This window comes from Martelella sp. AD-3 (assembly GCF_001578105.1).
Lineage (GTDB): Bacteria > Pseudomonadota > Alphaproteobacteria > Rhizobiales > Rhizobiaceae > Martelella.
Map to the genome: position 1 here is coordinate 2358288 of NZ_CP014275.1, position 15789 is coordinate 2374076.

Below are 15789 nucleotides of genomic sequence, written 5' to 3' on the forward strand. Positions count from 1 at the left end.
AGATTTTATCCGGTAACTCAGATGGCCACGTCTTCGGTGGAAAGCCCGGTGGCGATCAGCACCGGCTTGACGCGGAATTTTTGACCATAAACCAGCGGCACGGGACCGCCTTCGGTCGTGACATTGGCGCCGCCGCTGAAGAGATAGGAGGACTGGTCCTCGCCAGTATTGCTATTGATCTTCGGCGCCGGCGACAGCATCTGCCCGAGCCCGCCCATGGCCAGCGCCACGCCAAGCCCCTTCATCGCCCCGCCGATGGTCGAGCCACCAATGCCAATGCCGGTGATCGCGCCCGGGAACATGAAGGCCGCGCCGATCAGGAAGACGCCGGCAATGATCTTGCCAAGTCCGCGATTGCCCGCTCCGGCGATCACCGGAACGATATGCAGATCCGCCTGCCCGAGCTGAAAGTCGAGATCATCCGGGCCGAGCGCCATGCCGGTTTCCGGATCGCCGCGCAGTACGCGGAAGTTCCGGTCGGCAGCATATTGGCGGAAGCCTGGCACGACGGCGGCCAGCGCCTGCCCTGCCTCGCCGGCGCTGGCGACATCGAGCTGGTAGGTCGGCGCGAACTGCCGTGCGAGATCGCCGTGGAGGTGGATGGTTCTCTTCATCAGTCACACTATACGTATTTTTATGCGCATAATTGCTTGCAAGTTGATAGCGTTAGGCGTATATATATGCGCATAAACAGGGAACGAGTTGATGGACACCAACAGTCGAAAGATCATCAAACACTTGGAGAATGATGGCTTCGAACTGGTCAAGGTGATGGGGTCGCACCACAAGTTCAAAAAGGGCGACAAGACCGTCACCGTCCCTCACCCCAAGAAAGACTTGCCGATTGGCACAGTACGCAACATCTACAAGCAAGCCGGTTGGCTGTAAGGAAAGGAAAGCGCCATGCATTACTACATTGCAGTGGTTCATCAGGAAGGCGACAGCGCTTTTGGTTTGCACTTTCCGGACGTGCCCGGCTGCTTCTCGGCAGCCGACGACATGAATGATCTTCTGGCCAATGCAAGCGAAGCGCTTGCGCTCCACCTGGAAGGCGAGGAGCTGCCCGAAGCGCGCTCACTCGATGCCGTTCGCGCTGATAGCGACGTGGCACGTGATCTGGCCGAGGGCGCCTTTCTGCTGGCCGTGCCCTTCATCCGATTGAGCGGCAGAACCACCAAGGCCAACATCACCATGGACGCAGGCCTCCTGAGCGCGGTCGATCAGTATGCAAAAGCGCACGGTCTGACGCGATCCGCGTTTCTCGCCGATCTAGCACGCCGCGAAATCGCAGGCTGATTAACCCCGGTATCGCACCCAACGGATCACCCTTTTCGCCATCCTGGTATATGCCGCCGTCCCACCGGACAGTCTTGAACTCATGATCGGCAGCATGCTCCTGTCGTCGTTGGTAATTGACTCCACCGGGATTCGGCTTAGCTATCTGGCATCACGAGATGTCTGACGAACTTAACTCACTGGTCAATTGCCGAAATGGTTGAGGGAGCAAGACCATGGACAGTAAGTTACCCGCCGTGCATCCCGGCGAAATCCTTCGCGAAGAGTACCTCGTTCCATTCGAGATTGATCCGAGCCAACTCGCCAGCACCCTGAAGGTCCCATCTGAAGATATTGATCTGCTTATAAAAGAGGCCACTCCGATTTCTGCGGAGCTTGCGCTCAAGCTTGCAAAATACTTTCGCACGAGCCCCGAATTCTGGATGCACATGCAGGCAAGCTACGACCTGAAGACACAAGCCGCAGCCATGAAGGCCGAGCTCGACAAAATCCCGGAGATCGAAGCGGCCTAGACTGATCTGAGCGCTTTGAACAAACCCGAACCGAAGGAACAAATCACAAGTGATGGGAACCGCCTCGATCCGTGATGACGACGTCGTTTCGGTCGGCCGCAGGCTCCCGCGCCTTGCAGCCATCGAGCCGCGCGAGGGCCGCAAACTGATCGTTCGGTTCGACGACGGCCGGAAAAAGACGGTCGACCTCGCCGTGCGCTATCTGCGCGAAGAGCGACATTCTGCATAGCAGAGCTGAGTTTCCCGGCGCTGTAATCGTCGATCTGACGGGCGGGGTGGAGGTGGATTTTGCGGAGCATTGAAAGCCGAAGCCATCAGAAGAGACTCTTGATGTTTCGTGCAAAGTGATCGATGATCAATTTAGCGGCAGACACGATCAGATAAAACCAACCTATAGCTCTATAAAAACGTCAGATATCGATTAAAATAGCGAAATAGCTACAACGCAGAATGTCATCGCTGGAATTCCAGTTGATCAATCATTCGAATGAAATCTGAACAGATTATTTTTCTACCCTTGTTCGAAATCTATATAGCGTAGCATTGAGACAGTTTCGCATCTGGCGATCTTGAAATTCATTTTCAAATACATCGATTGTTGAGTTAATATTATGAGCTTCAGAATCATTCATTGCAAATACTGCGGCCATAGATTGCGCTTCGGAAGCAAGGCATGCTCTCAGTGTTTTCAACCAACCCCTTGGCGCAATCGCTCGGTCAGTTGGGTAATTTTCATTCTTGTTTGCATCTTTGTCTTGTCTAGGGTTGTGCTTTCGCTTCCTTAGTTTGTCACGCCCCGGACATGCTCACCCATGCGTCACCCGCCACTACCACGGCCCGATCGGCTAGACCTTCCAAAACATCGAGATTCCTATGCCTACTGAGGAAGATGAGCTAGCGATCGCCAGGGCTCAAAAACGGCTCGCAATGTTGAATTCGATCAAGGTCTGGTCTGATGACTGCAAAGGACTTTCGGACAGTACACTTACGCGGAAAGAGGCTTTGGAGCTGGTCAGACGTGTCTCGCCAATCGGTCAGCGGAGCTTACCGCTCAAAAAGCAAAGCAATGACTAGGCGTCGACGAACCAATCCAGTGCGCAGTTCCGTTTCTTCCACACCGTGCAAATCGAACTTGTAGACCGAAGCCAACACCTCTGCTACCTTTCCGCGCATATATCATTGGAACAACACAGAGAACCCGATGCCTTCAGAAGAGCAAAAGTGGGAAGCCGTGACGTTTCGGGCAGAGCGGTGGATGATCGATGCAATCGATCAGTTCGCTACCGATGAAGGGTTGCATCTCGACGGCCCTATGACGCGCGAGGAGGCCATCACGCTCATGCTCGAGGATTGGTTGGTCGCTCACGCGTGCGTGCCAATCAGCGATAATGAAGAGTATTAGAACCGACATAACGCACCCAATGCGTCACCCGCTTCAGCCACGGCCCAATCGGCTCGCGCCGTGACAGCCGCCCGTCGAGGTGATGCAGGCAAAGGCCATCCGCGAGCAGAATACCGGAATGACACGGCACCTTGGACACAAGCCGCATGAAGAACACATCGCCCGGCCGGGCTTGCGCGGCATCGACCGTCCGGAAGCCTGCCTCCTCGAAATGATCGGCAAGCAGGTTTTCGCCCTTCTCCCACCAGTTTTTCGAGCGGGCGAAGTCCGGAAGACGGATGCCGCGTTCCTGCCAGTACCAGCTGCGCACCAGCCCGTAGCAGTCGAACACGCCCGGCACGAAGGACCGGCCCGTCAGCGGCGCATCCAGGCAATGATCGCCCCACCAGAGAATGGGCGTCGTCACCTCGCCATCGCAGCTCACGACACCAAACGGGATATTCGCCGTGATCTGACTGTCCATATCGGCTTTTGACGGCCAGTGCGGATGCGCTTTTGCATTGTGGCTGTGAATGACCGCTTCCGGCTGGAATTTCAGCCAGGTCTCGGCCGGCATTTCGAAGCCGTTTTCGCGATCGGCCGCGATGTTTTTGGTGCGGATATAGCGACCACCGGACACCATGCCACAGGCCTCTTCCGGCCATGCCGCAAGTGCATGCGCCCGGGCCGCCCGGGCGACATCATCACCAAACATGATTGCTTATCCTTCAGGTATTAGCCCGGCCAACGCCGGGAAAGGCCCGGGTCGGCAGATCGCCATGGCCGAAGCGCTTGACGCAACCCGATTGCAGAAGCTTGCTGCAGCGATCCTCCGACGCCGAAACCGCATTGCCCTTCGCATCAAAACAGGCCGAGCCCGCATAGGGGCATGTGGCCCTCGAGTAGTCGAACGAGCCGGTTTCCGGATCGAAGCGACGATAGGTATGCGTGCAGGCGCTCTGGATCACCTGCCGGCCGGGCAGTTTGCGCCCCTGCTGATCGATGGCGGCGGCCAAGGTCCACTCGATATAGACCCGGTTCTGGTTGGTCTTCTGCTCGATCCGATAGACATCGACGGGGAAATGCGCGTCCGGATCCGCATCCTCCATCCCGTCCAGAAACCGCCGGAAGGTGCGGATCCTTCGAAAGGTCGCGCCGACCAGATCGCCGAACTCATTGACCACGGCCGACAACACACCGGAGACATTGGCGACCTTCAGCGTCGGACGCGGCATGGTCCCCTGCGACGACATCTCCCAGCCATCGGTCTCGATCGGCGTCGGCGAATAGATATTGCCGCCAAAGGACACCGGCGCTTCCTCAAAAGCCGAAGACGTAAAGCGATAAATGCCGCCGCCGATCACGGAGGCGTCGAGCTCGTAAAGGTGAATGATGTCATCGCTCACCAGCCCCTGCGCTGTTTGCGACAGGCCGTTTCCCGCCTGCTCGACAACCAGCATCGTGCCATAATGCGATCCCGTCATTTGACCAGCGCCACGATCTCGGAAGCCGTCGTGCCCGTCGCCAGCACCTTGTGGGCGGCAACCGGCAGAAGCGTGCCGCTCTGGCAGTGATAGACGGCCACGCCGCCGCCTGCCTCGATCGCAATCGCGCCGCCGAAGCCGACAAAGACCGAGAGCACATCCTCCAGTACCGCGTCATCGGATGGCGTCACCGCCCTATGCCGGCGCGCGGGCGTCACGATCTCCACCGCATCGCGAACGGCCTCCACCAGTGCCGCCGCCTCGGTTGAGAAGCCATGGCGCGGGCTGATCGAACCGTCCGGATTGGTCTCGGCGGCAATCGGGCGCTGGACGCCCGTGGCGTCATAGACTTTCAGCTCCGTCATAGGTCGAAGACCCTTTCGATGGTCGCGTTGATCGTGTCATGGGCGCCGCCTGCCCCGGTTCTTGTCCAGGACTTGCAGCGATAAAGCCTTGTTTCCTTGTCGCGTGGCAGCTTCCATTCAAAAGCATGAAAGCCGCGAAGCGACAGGAAGAAGCTTTCGATCCGGTCGGCCTCGTCCAGCGTCAGGCCGGGCCACGTCGCATTGAAGGTCACACCCGTTGTGTTGAGCCCGTCACCGCTGCGCTGGCTGTATCCGTCGCCGAAGCGGCTTTCCAGCGTGCGCAGCTCGACCGATTTCGTGCTGGTGATGGCCGGGCATGCCGGCGGTTCGAACTTTTCGGCCATCAGAACGGCCCTCCTGCAAGCATGCCCCGCGCCCGGGCGTTTTCCTGAAGCCGCCTGTCGACGACGGCGTCGATCTGTTTGCGGAATTCCTTCCCCATCGCCACGGCATCCTTCGGATCCGTGTCCTCCGGAACCGAGACGTTGATATCGCCAATGCTGACCGAGCTGATCACCGAACCCGAAGACGACGAAGAACTGACCGCCCCAAGCCGGTGATTGGGAATGATCTCGCCGCCGCGCGGCAGTTTCAAAATCTCCGGACCGCGCTCGCCGACCAGCGCCATACCGCCCTGGGTGAAGTTTGTGCCCGTGGCATGGGCCGGCAGGAAGCCGCCAAGAAGCCCGCCATCCAACAAGCCGCCAAGCGGACCGTCGCCGAAGAGCGCGGCTTGCGCTGCCGCCTCGATCAGCTTGTTGATCATGCTGTCGAGCGCGGCATTGCCAGTCTCGATTGCCGGGATCAGCGCCAGAAAGCTGTCGCGGGCCGTATCGCGGAAGAATTCGGCCGTATCGGCGGCGGCTTCCTGCTTGTGCTTCTGCTCCTCGATCGCAAATGTCAGTTCCCGGATCGAGGCTTTTTCGCTATCGGTCGCGGCCGTGCCGGCGCGGCGGAGGTTTTCGAAGACCTTCTTCTGGTCCGCCGTCATCTCGGTCATCCGCAGTTCGTCCTGCAGCGCCTGAATGAGCTTTTCGACAGCTTCGCGTTCGCGATCGACCGCAGCGGAAGCCGAGCCACCGCCGCCGCCGGATTTCCCGCTGCTGCGGCGCGAGGTCTTGGCCGCAAGCCGGGCCTCGGCCTGGGCACGCACCATTTCCTTTGTCGGCGCGCCGCCCGCCTCCTCGTAGATTTTGCGGACGGCGGCCATTTCCTTTTCCAGCGCGAGCTGGTCCGAGGTCAGGCCGTTCTGCCGTTGCAGTTCCGCCGTCACCTCCCGGTTGGCGGCAAGCTTCTGCTCGAGGATTTCGCGGCCGGCATTATAGTCCGCATAATCGGCCGCCATGTCATAGCCGGTTGTCACATCGACCGGATCGAGCAGGATCGGATCTCCGGCCATGGCGCCCATTTTGGCGCCGGCTTCGGCCGCACGCAGCCCCACCCGCGCATTCTGGATGGCAGAGCTCAGGTCCTGCATCTTGCCGATCAGGCCGCTGATCAACCCGCCGATATCGACCAGCGCCCCTTTGACATTGGTGCCGATGATCAGCGCCATGGTTTCCCATTCGGCGTTGATGTCCTCCGCCTGTTGCAGAAGCTCGTCATCCATCACCGCGCCCATGTCCCGTGCCTCTTCCCGGGCATCCGAGATGCTCTGGCCGGCATCGTCCATCAGCGACGTAAATTCCTCCGCCGCCGTGCCGCCGAAGATCTCGTCCAGAACCCGGATCTGTGCTGCCCTGTCGAGTTCGCGGATCTTGCCGATCAGCGTTTCGAACATCGCGGCCGGGTCTTCCAGCATGCGGGTGAGCTGTCGGGCGGAAAGGCCCAGACGCTTAAAGGACTCGGCCGCAGACCCGCCGCCGGTCTTGACGAATTCATCGGCCCGAAGCTGCATTTCCTTCAGGCCGTCGGTCAAAGCGCTGAGCTCGATACGATTCTTGACGGCCGCATAACGAAGCTCCTGGAACGCCTCGAAGTCGACACCGGCGGTCTTTGCCGCCTTGCCGAGATCCGCCACAGCATCGACGGCCTTCTGCGTTTCGCTGACGATCACGCCAAGCCCAAGCGAGGCGGCAAGGCCGGCCGGGCCGCCGCGCAACGCCCCGAAGATGCCGTCCAGACCGCCGATCTTCTTCCGGATCGACAGGAACGAGCTTGCCGTATCGTTGGCAGCGGTGCGCGCCTGCATCCGGACCCGCGTCATCGCGGTTCTGAATTCGCGATCATCGGCGCCGATCGTGACGGGAATATCCGGTCTGCTCATCTTCGCTTAGCTCTCTGACGAATGGACTTTTGGGGGCCGTGGTCCGCGACGATCTCGCGGATCCGCGTGCGGCTGACAGGCGATGCCTGCGCGGACTTGCCCGTCACGCCGGCAATCGCCATGACAAGTTCTGAAGGCGTCGCTGCCCAGAAGGTGGCCGGCGTCCAGTGGATCCGTTCGGAGGACACCGCAAGCTCGAACAACGTCCTGACGTGATCGGCAATCAGGACGCCGTCTGAGGCTTTTTTCCGGTGACGGCCGCCTCCACGTCTTCCAGCGGCGAAGAGGTTTCGCGCAGCGCATTGCCGGCCTCGATATGGGCGGTCAGCGCATGTTCGATGCCGATGCGCCAGTTTGCCTGGTCGGCAGCCGAGATATTCTTGCCCGACAGCACCCGGGCGGCAAGCGCGGCCCTGCCCTCGTCGCTGTCGGCAACGGCAAGGCAGCGGATTGCACAGGAGACCGCGAAGGGCTCGAAACCGAGCAGGCGCTGATAGATCTCGTCCATCGTGCGCGCGCCGATGGCCTGCGACAGGCGCATCAGACCGGCAAAGGTGACGGCGACGACAAAGCTCTCGCTGCCGATCGTCACCGCCGCCTCGCCGCGCAGTTCATTGGCGAAGGCGCTCATCAGGCTGCTGCCGCAAAGGCGACGTCCTGCTGGAAGACACCAGCCAGGTCGCAGGTGAGCTCGCCAGTCTTGTCCCCCTGGAAGTTCGCCGACAGCATGGTCATCAATCCCTCGAACGTTCCCACAGAGGGCACCGTGACCTGATATTCTGCCTTCCGCTGGTTCAGCACATCGTCCAGAACCAGCGTCTGCGTTGCCGAACTCACATAGGCGCCCGAGCCGGACCAGCGCACGGACTGGACGCCGCCGATCGAGGAATAGTGCAGCACGCCGCCCGGATTGTCGCAGTCCGGCTTCGTCGTATCCACTTCCTCATTGTTGATGTTGAGCGAGCGCTGCTCGACAACGCAGACGATCTCGAACTCCTCCGTCGCGTCGTTCTTGCGCTTGATGATCAGTTCGCGGCCCAGTGCCATGGCAAATTCCTTTCGGGAAGAAAAGCGCTCACCAGAGCGCAACGATGTTTCCGGCCGTCGTGCCGGTTTCTTTGACGCGGACAAAAACGCCCAGCACATAGCCGATGGGATGGTTCTTCAGCGTCACTTCCGTGCCGCCCAGGGTCACGCCGCAAATGTCGCCCTCCGCGCCCAGATAGAGCGTCGAGGCCTGCGGCAGATCGGCATGGTCATCCGGCACGACAGGCGCGCCGAACCAGAAGGGCTGGTCGAGACCGCCCTCTTTGGAAGTGGGGTTCATAGAAGAGCTCCTTGCTCGCCGTCTCATGGCAACAAAAGAAACGGCTCGTTGAGGTTGAAGTTCGCAGCAGTAAATGCCAGCAAGGAAAGCTGCTTTGTGTAGCCCCCTTTGCCGAAACCACTGATAGAGAAGCAAATGAAAGAAATGTCCGAACCAGTTAGCCCCGTCTTTGACGGTGACCTGCTCTTCAATGAGGCCAATTGGGCCGACGCAATACAATCGCAAACGAGGCTTTTCTCATTTGATGAATTGAACCGCGTTTCGGAAGGTCTTCGAAATGACTTTTATCACGGGCACACGAATGACCGAAAAATGCCGGAGATCAGGCCTTCGAAAGAACTCGCTTCGCTTCTGGCTCCATACCAGGACCGTACGATCGGCTATGATCTTCCGTGCCTGATCTCTCCCAGAAAGCCAAGCTGCGGCCGCATCGTTCTTTGCGCCCAAGATCCTCTGAGAAAGAAAGACGATGCTCCGGGCCAGGTGACAGTGGGAACCTTCTTCGGCATCGATAATGAGCGTTTCCGACACAGCTACAGGCATTATCCTATCATCTGGCAGCTCGTCCGGTCCTGCGTTGAGGCCGGCTACGAAGTGTGGTTGACGGATGCGTACAAAATATTCGCTGGAAAGAACGTGGTCGCGCGGGACAAGGCGCTGGACGATCTCTGCCGGGAGGTGCTGCAAGACGAGGTTGCAAGGGTTTCTCCGACGCATATCCTCGCATTGGGTAATACCGCCGCGCACATGCTGGAAAAAGCTGGTTTCACGGATCGCTTCAGCCGAGCAGTACACCCCACTGCCCACCAGACGACGAAACCTTACTGGCACCTCAAAGACGCCACGCAGGCCTACGAAGACAACCGGGCAGGAAGGCAGCTAGCCAAGGTCCACTATTATTGCAGACAGATTTTCGGTACGGACGAGCCGACGAAACCCGTGTAGGGCCGCGCAGGCAATATCCGCCCGCATTTCCTATACTGGCAAAACTGTCGGATTGATCGCCACGGTCGTATACTCCGCCACAAAGGTCAGCGCTCCGACCCCAAGCGCAATCCCGGTTGCGCGATCGATAAAGCTGCGGCTTTCCGACAGCGTCAGTTCGATCACCAATCCGTCGAGCTTAACCGCCCCTCCGAGCGCGGCCTCGACCAGCACGGCGATCCGGTCAAATTCGATATCCGGCTCCTCGGCATGGAAGTGCGCGATCACGTCGATCGGCAGGCGCCGGTCATAGCCAACCTCGCCGTTGGGCCCGGCGCAGGGCCGGATTTCCGCTGTCTCCTGATGCTCGGCCCAGGTGACGGTCAGCGCCGGCAGCAGGCTCTCGCGGATGGCGTTGGTGCGCGCCCGTTTCACCTTGCCGTCTCCGGCAAACTCCGGAATGGCGGAAAGCCGGGCGAGGATCGCATCGAAGATTTGCGTACGAAGATGCGGCATCAGATATCGCCTCGCAGCCAGATTTTCAGCATGGCGCGCCCGTCATCGGTGACATTGCGGATCCCGTAAGTCGTGCCATCGATCGCGACGCTGTCGCGCTCGCCTTCGAGCTCTTCAAGCCCGGATACTGGTACGGACAGAACATGGGTGATGGCCTCGACATCCTGCCGGCCGAATTCATCGGCAAGCTCGAGCTCGCGCTTCTGCCGCAGGATGCCGCGCACCGGATCCGGAAGCCCGACGCCGGCAATGGTGAAGCGGCAATCGACATTGCCGAACGTGCCGGCGAAGGCCTCGCCCATGCCGGCAAAGATCGCCGGGCGGTCGATCCTCATGTCTTGTCCTTCGCCGTGTCGTCCCCGTCCGACTTGCTGTCATCGGCCGCCGCCTGAAGTTTCTTCAACTCGTCGGCCAGGGTGGCATTGTCCTCGGCAAGCTGATCGCGCTCTTCGGTGACGGCCTCCAGCTTTTCGGTCAGTTCGGCGAGGCCCTCGCTGCCATCGGTTTTCGCAGCCAGCGCATCGCGTTCTTTGGTCAGGGCCGCGACGCGATCGGCGAGCGCATCCCGCTCTTCTATCAGCGCGGTGATGCGTTTATCGACTACCGTGTCGACCTCTTTACGCCACTTGCCAAACACGCTCTCTAGATTGTCGGCATCGGCCTCGCTCAGGCCGCCCTTCGAGACCGGCACATCCTCGCCGGGCGCATAGGTCTTGCCACCGATCTTCACCGTCGTGTTGAACTTTCTCGTTGTTGCCATTGTTTTTGCTCCGTGATTGTCTGGTTAAGGCGGGCGGCTTTACGCCGCCCGGTCCTGATCAGCGCACGAGCGCAAACAGGCTGGCATTCGGTTCCGGCGCGATCGGCAGCGGCGCTGCCTGCGTCTGCAGGATGGTGCGGGAGGGGTTCTTCTCCCGCCACATGTCCGGGAAGCGCTCCATCGGCACGAGCGCCTGATCGTCCAGAATGGCGCCATAGCCGAAGTGGCCCATGAAGCCCTGCGGATCGAGAATGCCCACACCATAGCTTGGCCAGAAATTGCGCTTGACGCCGCCGGCGGTGAACCCTTGCGAATACTGCAGGAAGGTGATCTCCCCGATCTGACCGAGGACGGCCGAATATTTGCCTTCGGCGCCCGTCGAGACCGGGCCGAACTCCATCGAGCCGGAGGCCTGCCGGCGATTGTCGAGCATCTTCTGGAAGCGTTCGGACCGCTTCAGCAGCGTTGCCGCCCCCGGGCCAAGCGTCACCTCGCGGGCGGTAAAGCCATCGGTGATCGCCAGAAGATCGATCCAGTCCTCGATATCGTCATACGGATCGACGCCGCTCTCGCCCCAGCGGGCAGCGCCGGAAAGCGCGATGGTGAGTTCTGCGGCGCGCTGGTAATTGACCGTCTGCGTCGGATAGTTCTCACCCTCGACAATCACGCGGCCCGTGCGCAGGACTTCCGAACACATCAGCTCCTCGCGCCTTGTGATGCGCATGTCCTGGTCGTCGAGGATCTGGGCGATGTTGTAGGCATAGCGCTGCTCGGGCGAGACCGCGCCGGCAAGCTGTTCGCCCGGCATGCGGATCAGATTGCCGGAGGGGCGCAGCGTGTTCTGGGGCTTCACATAGGCCGGCTTCAGGCTGGTCGCCGTAAAGCCGCGATTGGCCGCATCCTTGCCCGGCACGTCCGGGTGCACGAAGGGGGCGAGCTCGCGATCGGGCAGGATCCGGTCGAAGACGATTTCCTCCTGTTCGGAGAGAACCGTGGTGGCAAAATAGCGGTTGCGCAGAAAGGCTTCCGGCCGGTCGCGCGGCGGCAGAACCGTCACCAGTTCCGCCGTATTGAGAAGAAGGTCGCTCATGGCATTGATTTTCTGTTTGTTTCAGGGAGGGCGGGAAAGCCTCAGTCGAGCCTGCGCACGAAGAGGGCAGCACCCTTGCGGCGGAAGGCCTCTTCGACGCTTGCCGCATCATGGCCGGCACCAAGGTCGAGCTTTGCGGCGTCAACGGCCGCGCCAAAATAGGCCTGCGCCTCGACATCGCCGCCCGAGGCATCGACATCGAAGGCGAGAATGCAGGCGGGCTCTTCCGATCCGTCATTGGCGGCGGCGCGCGACAGCACATGCTTGCTGTTCGCCGTGATTTCTCCGAGCACCGCGCCGCGCTTCAGATCCTGGCCGCTGGCGATGGTGACGGTGCGGGTCACGACCGGAACGTCGCCGACGATCAGGTCATTGGGGGCAAAGCTTGCCGTTTCCATGGGTCTCACTCTCCAGTGTTGCGGCGGCCATGCCGCGCATTGATGGCGCCGCCGACAGCTGCCAGCAGCGATTTGCGTTCAGACTGCGCAGAAGGTGCGCCGCCGGCGCCGAGCTTCGGGGTCTTGCCCGCCATGCGATCGGCAAGGCGATGGCCGCCCGTGGCCGCCGACGGTGTCGAGGCATTCAGGATCGCGCTCGCTTCCTTCGCCGAATAGGCCGTCGAGAACGCCAGATGACCGGCAAGCTCGGCATTGGCCGAGGCCTTCGGATGCGTCAGGATCGCCTGGATCCGGGAGCGTTCATCTGCGCGGGCGGATGCGTTCGCCGAGACCGGCTTTTCGTCCTTGCGCTCGGGATCATCGCCGGGTGCGCCCTCGCCTGCAGCCTCCTCTTCAGGATCGTCCGTCTCGGCTTCGGGTTCCTTCTTCTCGTTTTCGAGCTCTTCCTCCGGGTTTTCCTTTTCCGGATCGTCTTCCATCCGGTTTCCGGCCCTGCCGCCGCGCATGGCGGCGAGCACGCTTGCGGACAGGCCGCGCGTGACATTCGACATATCGATATCCTTGGTCGTTGAGGGTTCAGGCCGCACGGCCCAGTTCAGCCCCGAAGGCGGCAAGCACCTGCGAGGGACGCGCCACGGCATCGGCAAGTCCTGCCGATACCGCCTTTGCGCCGCGATAGACGCCCGCCTCCGTGGCAAGCGCCTGGTCTTTCGAAAGCCGCCCGGCACGATACCGGGCAACCGTCTCGGCAAATTCGACGCGCAGCTCTTCCAGCTCGGAAAGCTCGCGCGCCAGCACATCCTCGGGGATGGCCTCATAAGGGTTGAGATCGGCCTTGTGGGCGCCTGCCTTCAGGATGGTGACATTCAGCCCTTCCTTCTTCAGCCAGCCGCTGACATCGACATGAACCGAGACGACGCCGATCGAGCCGCAAAGCCCGGTCGATGGCAACACGATCTGCCGGGCCGCCGAGGCCAGAAGGTAACCGGCTGAACAGGCATGATCCGTCAGCACCGCGATCGTCGGCTTGACCTGCGACAGCTCGAAGAGCTTTTCCGCGCAATCGAAGGCGCCCGTCACCTCGCCGCCAAAACTGTCGACCTCGATGACAACGGCGCGGATGCTGTCGTCCGCCCGGCAGTCATCGGCCAGAATGCCGATCCCCTCATAGGAGGTCATGCCGCAGGATTTGCCGATCCAACGGCCCTTGTTGACCAGCGAGCCCTCGATCTCGATCAGGCCGATGCCATCCATCGGGCGATCAACACCGCGATAGGTCTTCTCGCCCCAATCATTGACATCGGTCCTGATCTTCTCGCCGATCAGCCCCATCTGGCCCGCATTCTCTTCCGGCAGGCCGAGGACACGCGGAGCAAAGGCCCGGGCGATGGTGTCGGCCTTGGCCGGCTGCAGCATCAGCGGCGTGTTGAACATGCGGCTGGCGATTTCGGGATAGTTCATCGTGGCTGCCTTCCGATCTGCGGAATGCCGAGCGGGTGACTTCGGGCCGAGCGCCCCGCCCCGCGACTGCTGCCGCTTCGGCCGTTGACGCCTTCCTCGATTTCCGTGTCCTGGTCGGCATCATCCAATGACGGTCCGCCATCTTGGCCGGTTCTGCCGTTGTCCATTTCTGCCGGATGCTTCAGCCCGAGGCTGCGATAGTAGCGAGCCTCGCGGGCCAACTGGTCGGCATCCATCTTCCAGTCCCGGCCCTGTTCGGCCGATTCCTGCTGCAACGTCGTCAGCTTCCGATCGAGCCGTTCCCCGGCAGCTTGCGCCTCTCTCAACGGATCGATCCAGCCGCGCCCGGGACCGATCCAGTCGGCGTGACACCAGGCGGCCGGGTTTTCCTCAAAGGCAACTGCGCCTGCCGGCAGGTCGATCAGCCCCTTGTCAAAGACTTCCTCCAACCAGGCCCGATAGATCGGCGCCATGAACTGGGCGGCAAAACTGCTCTTCTTGGCCGTGAACCCGCGCCAGATTTCCAGAAGCGCCGCCCGCGCCGAGGAATAGTTCACCTGGCTCCAGTCCATCGTCAGCTGCTCATAGGTGAGCCCCACGGCGGAGGCGATCTTGCGAAGGGCCGCATTGACGAACACCTCGAAGTTCGCATTCGGATGCTCCGGTTTGGTCAGATTGGCCTTTTCGCCGGGAAGCAGCGTATTGACCCGGACACCCGGCAGGCTGATCGGTGCGGCGCCATAATAAGCCTTCTGGGCTTCCGACATCTCGCCATAGATCCTGCCAAGCGCGCCCTCGCCGCCATCGGCATCGAGCGCTGCCATCATCTCTTCGGGATCGAACGGGGTTTCGATGAAGGCGGCCATGATCGCATTCAGCATCGCCGCCTGACTTTCAAAATCCTCGTAATCCGTCGATTGCTTGATGGAACGCATGATCGGCGCCCAGTCGGAAGCCCCCCGCGTCATGCCCGGCCGTTTCGGATCGAAGGCATGAACCACGACCGGACGGCCCCATTCGGTCGACCGGGACACATATTCCCAGGACCAGAGTTTGGTGTTGCCGGCATAGACATCGCCCGGATGGCTTTTGCGGAAGTGATAGCCGACCGGCGCACCGTAACCGTCAATGGCAACGCCATCGCGCAGAAACTCGCTGTCGAGCATGCCCTTCGGGTTCGAACACCGGGCGGGATCGATCATATGCACCGCCGTGGAAAACAGCGGCGCATCCTCCTGCCAGACGATGACGGCAAAGCTCTCGCCTTCCGGCCCGAACCGATTGCGCGCGGCAAGGCCGAGAATGCCGGCCATGTTCTTCGTCCGCTCGGCGTCGCACCACATGTCGACGTCCTGGGTATAATCCCGCCAAAGCCCCTCGATCTGCGTTGCGATTGCCTCGGCCTGGTCGAAGGTGAGGCCCAGCGTTGTATGGTTCGGCCGGGCCGCAAGCTTCCAGCCGGCGCCAATGATATTGTCGACAAGGCGAGAGGTCCCGGCAGCACCCCAGCCGTCATTGCGCGCTACATCGTTGAGGCGATCGACCAGCGTCGAACGCGAGACGGAAAGCGCCGACTGGCCCGAATAATTGCCGGCCTTCCAGCCGGCAAAGCTCGGGTGATCGTAGGAGGCGCCCTGATAGGCTGCCCGCGTCACGGTCTCGCCCGACACGGTCGCGGCCATCTGCCGGTTGCGGGCAGCCTGCAGGCGGGCGGCATTGCGCACATCGGCGGCAAGCGGCCGGCTGTCCGGTCCAAGAATTTCCACTGTCATCCGAAGATCACTCCCCGCCCGCGCGGCCGCGATGACCGGCGAAAGCCCAGCTTCGTTTCGAGATCGCGGATATAGGCGCGCAGCGATGATCGATCGGCGCCCGAGTATGTGACGCTCTCCCCGTCATAGGACAGCGTCACCGCGCTCTGGCCGATCTCCAGCCTGTGAAGCGCAAGCTTCGCCTCGCCGAGCCGGGTTTCCAGCGTCAGCCGTTCGTCTGTCGAAAGCATGATGTCC

At 61.1% G+C, this 15789-nt stretch carries 25 protein-coding genes; 6 read left to right on the forward strand and 19 right to left on the reverse strand.

Going from position 1 to position 15789, the window contains the following annotated elements; translation table 11 throughout:
- Positions 1-17: 17 nt before the first annotated feature.
- Positions 18-614, reverse strand: coding sequence for a tail assembly protein (locus AZF01_RS10945; protein ID WP_024709686.1), 597 nt, complete (start codon positions 612-614; stop codon positions 18-20).
- Between the two features lie 91 nt (positions 615-705).
- Here AZF01_RS10945 and AZF01_RS10950 point away from each other — a divergent pair, with 91 nt between their 5' ends.
- From AZF01_RS10950 to AZF01_RS10970, 5 genes are all read left to right on the forward strand, one after another.
- Positions 706-888 carry a type II toxin-antitoxin system HicA family toxin gene (locus AZF01_RS10950; RefSeq protein ID WP_024709685.1) on the forward strand — a complete coding sequence of 61 codons (183 nt, stop codon included), beginning with the start codon at positions 706-708 and terminating at the stop codon, positions 886-888.
- A 15-nt stretch (positions 889-903) separates the two neighbouring features.
- Positions 904-1296, forward strand: a complete 393-nt coding sequence (locus tag AZF01_RS10955) for a type II toxin-antitoxin system HicB family antitoxin (protein ID WP_024709684.1) — start codon at positions 904-906, stop codon at positions 1294-1296.
- A 215-nt stretch (positions 1297-1511) separates the two neighbouring features.
- The gene (locus tag AZF01_RS10960) at positions 1512-1808 is read left to right on the forward strand and encodes a HigA family addiction module antitoxin (RefSeq protein WP_024709683.1); all 297 of its coding nucleotides are present in this window, start codon (positions 1512-1514) and stop codon (positions 1806-1808) included.
- A gap of 49 nt (positions 1809-1857) precedes the next feature.
- The gene (locus AZF01_RS23995; RefSeq protein ID WP_152534623.1) at positions 1858-2037 is read left to right on the forward strand and encodes a hypothetical protein; all 180 of its coding nucleotides are present in this window, start codon (positions 1858-1860) and stop codon (positions 2035-2037) included.
- Between the two features lie 1026 nt (positions 2038-3063).
- A complete protein-coding gene (locus AZF01_RS10970) occupies positions 3064-3210 on the forward strand; it encodes a hypothetical protein (RefSeq protein WP_156484729.1) in 147 nt (48 codons plus the stop codon).
- On the opposite strand, the gene AZF01_RS10975 is transcribed toward AZF01_RS10970, so the two are convergent.
- The 9 genes from AZF01_RS10975 to AZF01_RS11015 all read right to left on the reverse strand — a co-directional run bounded on the left by AZF01_RS10975 (position 3188) and on the right by AZF01_RS11015 (position 8631).
- Positions 3188-3904, reverse strand: a complete 717-nt coding sequence (locus tag AZF01_RS10975; RefSeq protein WP_024709680.1) for an NlpC/P60 family protein — start codon at positions 3902-3904, stop codon at positions 3188-3190. The two genes, AZF01_RS10970 and AZF01_RS10975, sit on opposite strands and share 23 nt — an antisense overlap.
- A gap of 13 nt (positions 3905-3917) precedes the next feature.
- Positions 3918-4673, reverse strand: a complete 756-nt coding sequence (locus tag AZF01_RS10980; protein ID WP_024709679.1) for a phage minor tail protein L — start codon at positions 4671-4673, stop codon at positions 3918-3920.
- Complete coding sequence (locus AZF01_RS10985; RefSeq protein ID WP_024709678.1) at positions 4670-5038, reverse strand: hypothetical protein; 369 nt, start codon at positions 5036-5038, stop codon at positions 4670-4672. Before AZF01_RS10985 ends, AZF01_RS10980 begins: the two co-directional genes overlap by 4 nt.
- Positions 5035-5382, reverse strand: coding sequence for a phage tail protein (locus AZF01_RS10990; protein WP_024709677.1), 348 nt, complete (start codon positions 5380-5382; stop codon positions 5035-5037). Before AZF01_RS10990 ends, AZF01_RS10985 begins: the two co-directional genes overlap by 4 nt.
- Positions 5382-7304 (reverse strand): phage tail tape measure protein, encoded by a 1923-nt coding sequence (locus tag AZF01_RS10995; RefSeq protein WP_024709676.1) that lies wholly within the window; start codon positions 7302-7304, stop codon positions 5382-5384. The genes AZF01_RS10990 and AZF01_RS10995 overlap by 1 nt, the downstream gene beginning before the upstream one ends.
- Entirely contained in the window at positions 7301-7426 is a 126-nt protein-coding gene (locus tag AZF01_RS24730; protein ID WP_371260635.1) for a hypothetical protein, read from the reverse strand. Before AZF01_RS24730 ends, AZF01_RS10995 begins: the two co-directional genes overlap by 4 nt.
- A gap of 101 nt (positions 7427-7527) precedes the next feature.
- Positions 7528-7935: a hypothetical protein gene (locus AZF01_RS11005; RefSeq protein WP_024709674.1), complete on the reverse strand. Its 408-nt coding sequence runs from the start codon at positions 7933-7935 to the stop codon at positions 7528-7530.
- Entirely contained in the window at positions 7935-8351 is a 417-nt protein-coding gene (locus AZF01_RS11010) for a phage tail tube protein (protein ID WP_024709673.1), read from the reverse strand. Before AZF01_RS11010 ends, AZF01_RS11005 begins: the two co-directional genes overlap by 1 nt.
- A 28-nt stretch (positions 8352-8379) precedes the next feature.
- Entirely contained in the window at positions 8380-8631 is a 252-nt protein-coding gene (locus AZF01_RS11015) for a hypothetical protein (protein WP_024709672.1), read from the reverse strand.
- 135 nt (positions 8632-8766) lie between these two features.
- Between AZF01_RS11015 and AZF01_RS11020 the strand changes: the two genes are divergently transcribed.
- Positions 8767-9576, forward strand: coding sequence for a hypothetical protein (locus AZF01_RS11020; RefSeq protein WP_024709671.1), 810 nt, complete (start codon positions 8767-8769; stop codon positions 9574-9576).
- Positions 9577-9606: 30 nt separating this feature from the next.
- On the opposite strand, the gene AZF01_RS11025 is transcribed toward AZF01_RS11020, so the two are convergent.
- From AZF01_RS11025 to gpW, 9 genes are read right to left on the reverse strand one after another with little or no spacing between them, the layout of a single operon-like run.
- On the reverse strand, positions 9607-10071 hold the full coding sequence (locus tag AZF01_RS11025) for a hypothetical protein (protein WP_024709670.1): 465 nt from the start codon (positions 10069-10071) through the stop codon (positions 9607-9609).
- Complete coding sequence (locus AZF01_RS11030; RefSeq protein ID WP_036238117.1) at positions 10071-10406, reverse strand: hypothetical protein; 336 nt, start codon at positions 10404-10406, stop codon at positions 10071-10073. Before AZF01_RS11030 ends, AZF01_RS11025 begins: the two co-directional genes overlap by 1 nt.
- Positions 10403-10831 (reverse strand): hypothetical protein, encoded by a 429-nt coding sequence (locus AZF01_RS11035; protein WP_024709668.1) that lies wholly within the window; start codon positions 10829-10831, stop codon positions 10403-10405. Before AZF01_RS11035 ends, AZF01_RS11030 begins: the two co-directional genes overlap by 4 nt.
- A 58-nt stretch (positions 10832-10889) precedes the next feature.
- Positions 10890-11921 (reverse strand): major capsid protein, encoded by a 1032-nt coding sequence (locus tag AZF01_RS11040; protein WP_024709667.1) that lies wholly within the window; start codon positions 11919-11921, stop codon positions 10890-10892.
- Positions 11922-11962: 41 nt separating this feature from the next.
- Positions 11963-12319 (reverse strand): head decoration protein, encoded by a 357-nt coding sequence (locus AZF01_RS11045; protein WP_024709666.1) that lies wholly within the window; start codon positions 12317-12319, stop codon positions 11963-11965.
- A 5-nt stretch (positions 12320-12324) separates the two neighbouring features.
- Positions 12325-12870, reverse strand: a complete 546-nt coding sequence (locus tag AZF01_RS11050; protein WP_024709665.1) for a hypothetical protein — start codon at positions 12868-12870, stop codon at positions 12325-12327.
- 25 nt (positions 12871-12895) lie between these two features.
- Entirely contained in the window at positions 12896-13780 is an 885-nt protein-coding gene (locus tag AZF01_RS11055) for a S49 family peptidase (RefSeq protein ID WP_024709664.1), read from the reverse strand.
- On the reverse strand, positions 13777-15552 hold the full coding sequence (locus AZF01_RS11060) for a phage portal protein (protein WP_024709663.1): 1776 nt from the start codon (positions 15550-15552) through the stop codon (positions 13777-13779). Before AZF01_RS11060 ends, AZF01_RS11055 begins: the two co-directional genes overlap by 4 nt.
- Positions 15549-15782 (reverse strand): gpW family head-tail joining protein, encoded by a 234-nt coding sequence (gene gpW, locus AZF01_RS11065; protein WP_152534622.1) that lies wholly within the window; start codon positions 15780-15782, stop codon positions 15549-15551. The genes AZF01_RS11060 and gpW overlap by 4 nt, the downstream gene beginning before the upstream one ends.
- Between the last annotated feature and the right edge of the window lie 7 nt (positions 15783-15789).

Bases quoted from the DNA above. Each gene is read 5' to 3' on its own strand.
- AZF01_RS10945 (WP_024709686.1), bottom strand. From the start codon at position 614: ATGAAGAGAACCATCCACCTCCACGGCGATCTCGCACGGCAGTTCGCG.
- AZF01_RS10950 (WP_024709685.1), top strand. From the start codon at position 706: ATGGACACCAACAGTCGAAAGATCATCAAACACTTGGAGAATGATGGC.
- AZF01_RS10955 (WP_024709684.1), top strand. From the start codon at position 904: ATGCATTACTACATTGCAGTGGTTCATCAGGAAGGCGACAGCGCTTTT.
- AZF01_RS10960 (WP_024709683.1), top strand. From the start codon at position 1,512: ATGGACAGTAAGTTACCCGCCGTGCATCCCGGCGAAATCCTTCGCGAA.
- AZF01_RS10970 (WP_156484729.1), top strand. From the start codon at position 3,064: ATGATCGATGCAATCGATCAGTTCGCTACCGATGAAGGGTTGCATCTC.
- AZF01_RS10975 (WP_024709680.1), bottom strand. From the start codon at position 3,904: ATGTTTGGTGATGATGTCGCCCGGGCGGCCCGGGCGCATGCACTTGCG.
- AZF01_RS10980 (WP_024709679.1), bottom strand. From the start codon at position 4,673: ATGACGGGATCGCATTATGGCACGATGCTGGTTGTCGAGCAGGCGGGA.
- AZF01_RS10985 (WP_024709678.1), bottom strand. From the start codon at position 5,038: ATGACGGAGCTGAAAGTCTATGACGCCACGGGCGTCCAGCGCCCGATT.
- AZF01_RS10990 (WP_024709677.1), bottom strand. From the start codon at position 5,382: ATGGCCGAAAAGTTCGAACCGCCGGCATGCCCGGCCATCACCAGCACG.
- AZF01_RS10995 (WP_024709676.1), bottom strand. From the start codon at position 7,304: ATGAGCAGACCGGATATTCCCGTCACGATCGGCGCCGATGATCGCGAA.
- AZF01_RS24730 (WP_371260635.1), bottom strand. From the start codon at position 7,426: ATGGCGATTGCCGGCGTGACGGGCAAGTCCGCGCAGGCATCGCCTGTC.
- AZF01_RS11005 (WP_024709674.1), bottom strand. From the start codon at position 7,935: ATGAGCGCCTTCGCCAATGAACTGCGCGGCGAGGCGGCGGTGACGATC.
- AZF01_RS11010 (WP_024709673.1), bottom strand. From the start codon at position 8,351: ATGGCACTGGGCCGCGAACTGATCATCAAGCGCAAGAACGACGCGACG.
- AZF01_RS11015 (WP_024709672.1), bottom strand. From the start codon at position 8,631: ATGAACCCCACTTCCAAAGAGGGCGGTCTCGACCAGCCCTTCTGGTTC.
- AZF01_RS11020 (WP_024709671.1), top strand. From the start codon at position 8,767: ATGAAAGAAATGTCCGAACCAGTTAGCCCCGTCTTTGACGGTGACCTG.
- AZF01_RS11025 (WP_024709670.1), bottom strand. From the start codon at position 10,071: ATGCCGCATCTTCGTACGCAAATCTTCGATGCGATCCTCGCCCGGCTT.
- AZF01_RS11030 (WP_036238117.1), bottom strand. From the start codon at position 10,406: ATGAGGATCGACCGCCCGGCGATCTTTGCCGGCATGGGCGAGGCCTTC.
- AZF01_RS11035 (WP_024709668.1), bottom strand. From the start codon at position 10,831: ATGGCAACAACGAGAAAGTTCAACACGACGGTGAAGATCGGTGGCAAG.
- AZF01_RS11040 (WP_024709667.1), bottom strand. From the start codon at position 11,921: ATGAGCGACCTTCTTCTCAATACGGCGGAACTGGTGACGGTTCTGCCG.
- AZF01_RS11045 (WP_024709666.1), bottom strand. From the start codon at position 12,319: ATGGAAACGGCAAGCTTTGCCCCCAATGACCTGATCGTCGGCGACGTT.
- AZF01_RS11050 (WP_024709665.1), bottom strand. From the start codon at position 12,870: ATGTCGAATGTCACGCGCGGCCTGTCCGCAAGCGTGCTCGCCGCCATG.
- AZF01_RS11055 (WP_024709664.1), bottom strand. From the start codon at position 13,780: ATGAACTATCCCGAAATCGCCAGCCGCATGTTCAACACGCCGCTGATG.
- AZF01_RS11060 (WP_024709663.1), bottom strand. From the start codon at position 15,552: ATGACAGTGGAAATTCTTGGACCGGACAGCCGGCCGCTTGCCGCCGAT.
- gpW (WP_152534622.1), bottom strand. From the start codon at position 15,782: ATGCTTTCGACAGACGAACGGCTGACGCTGGAAACCCGGCTCGGCGAG.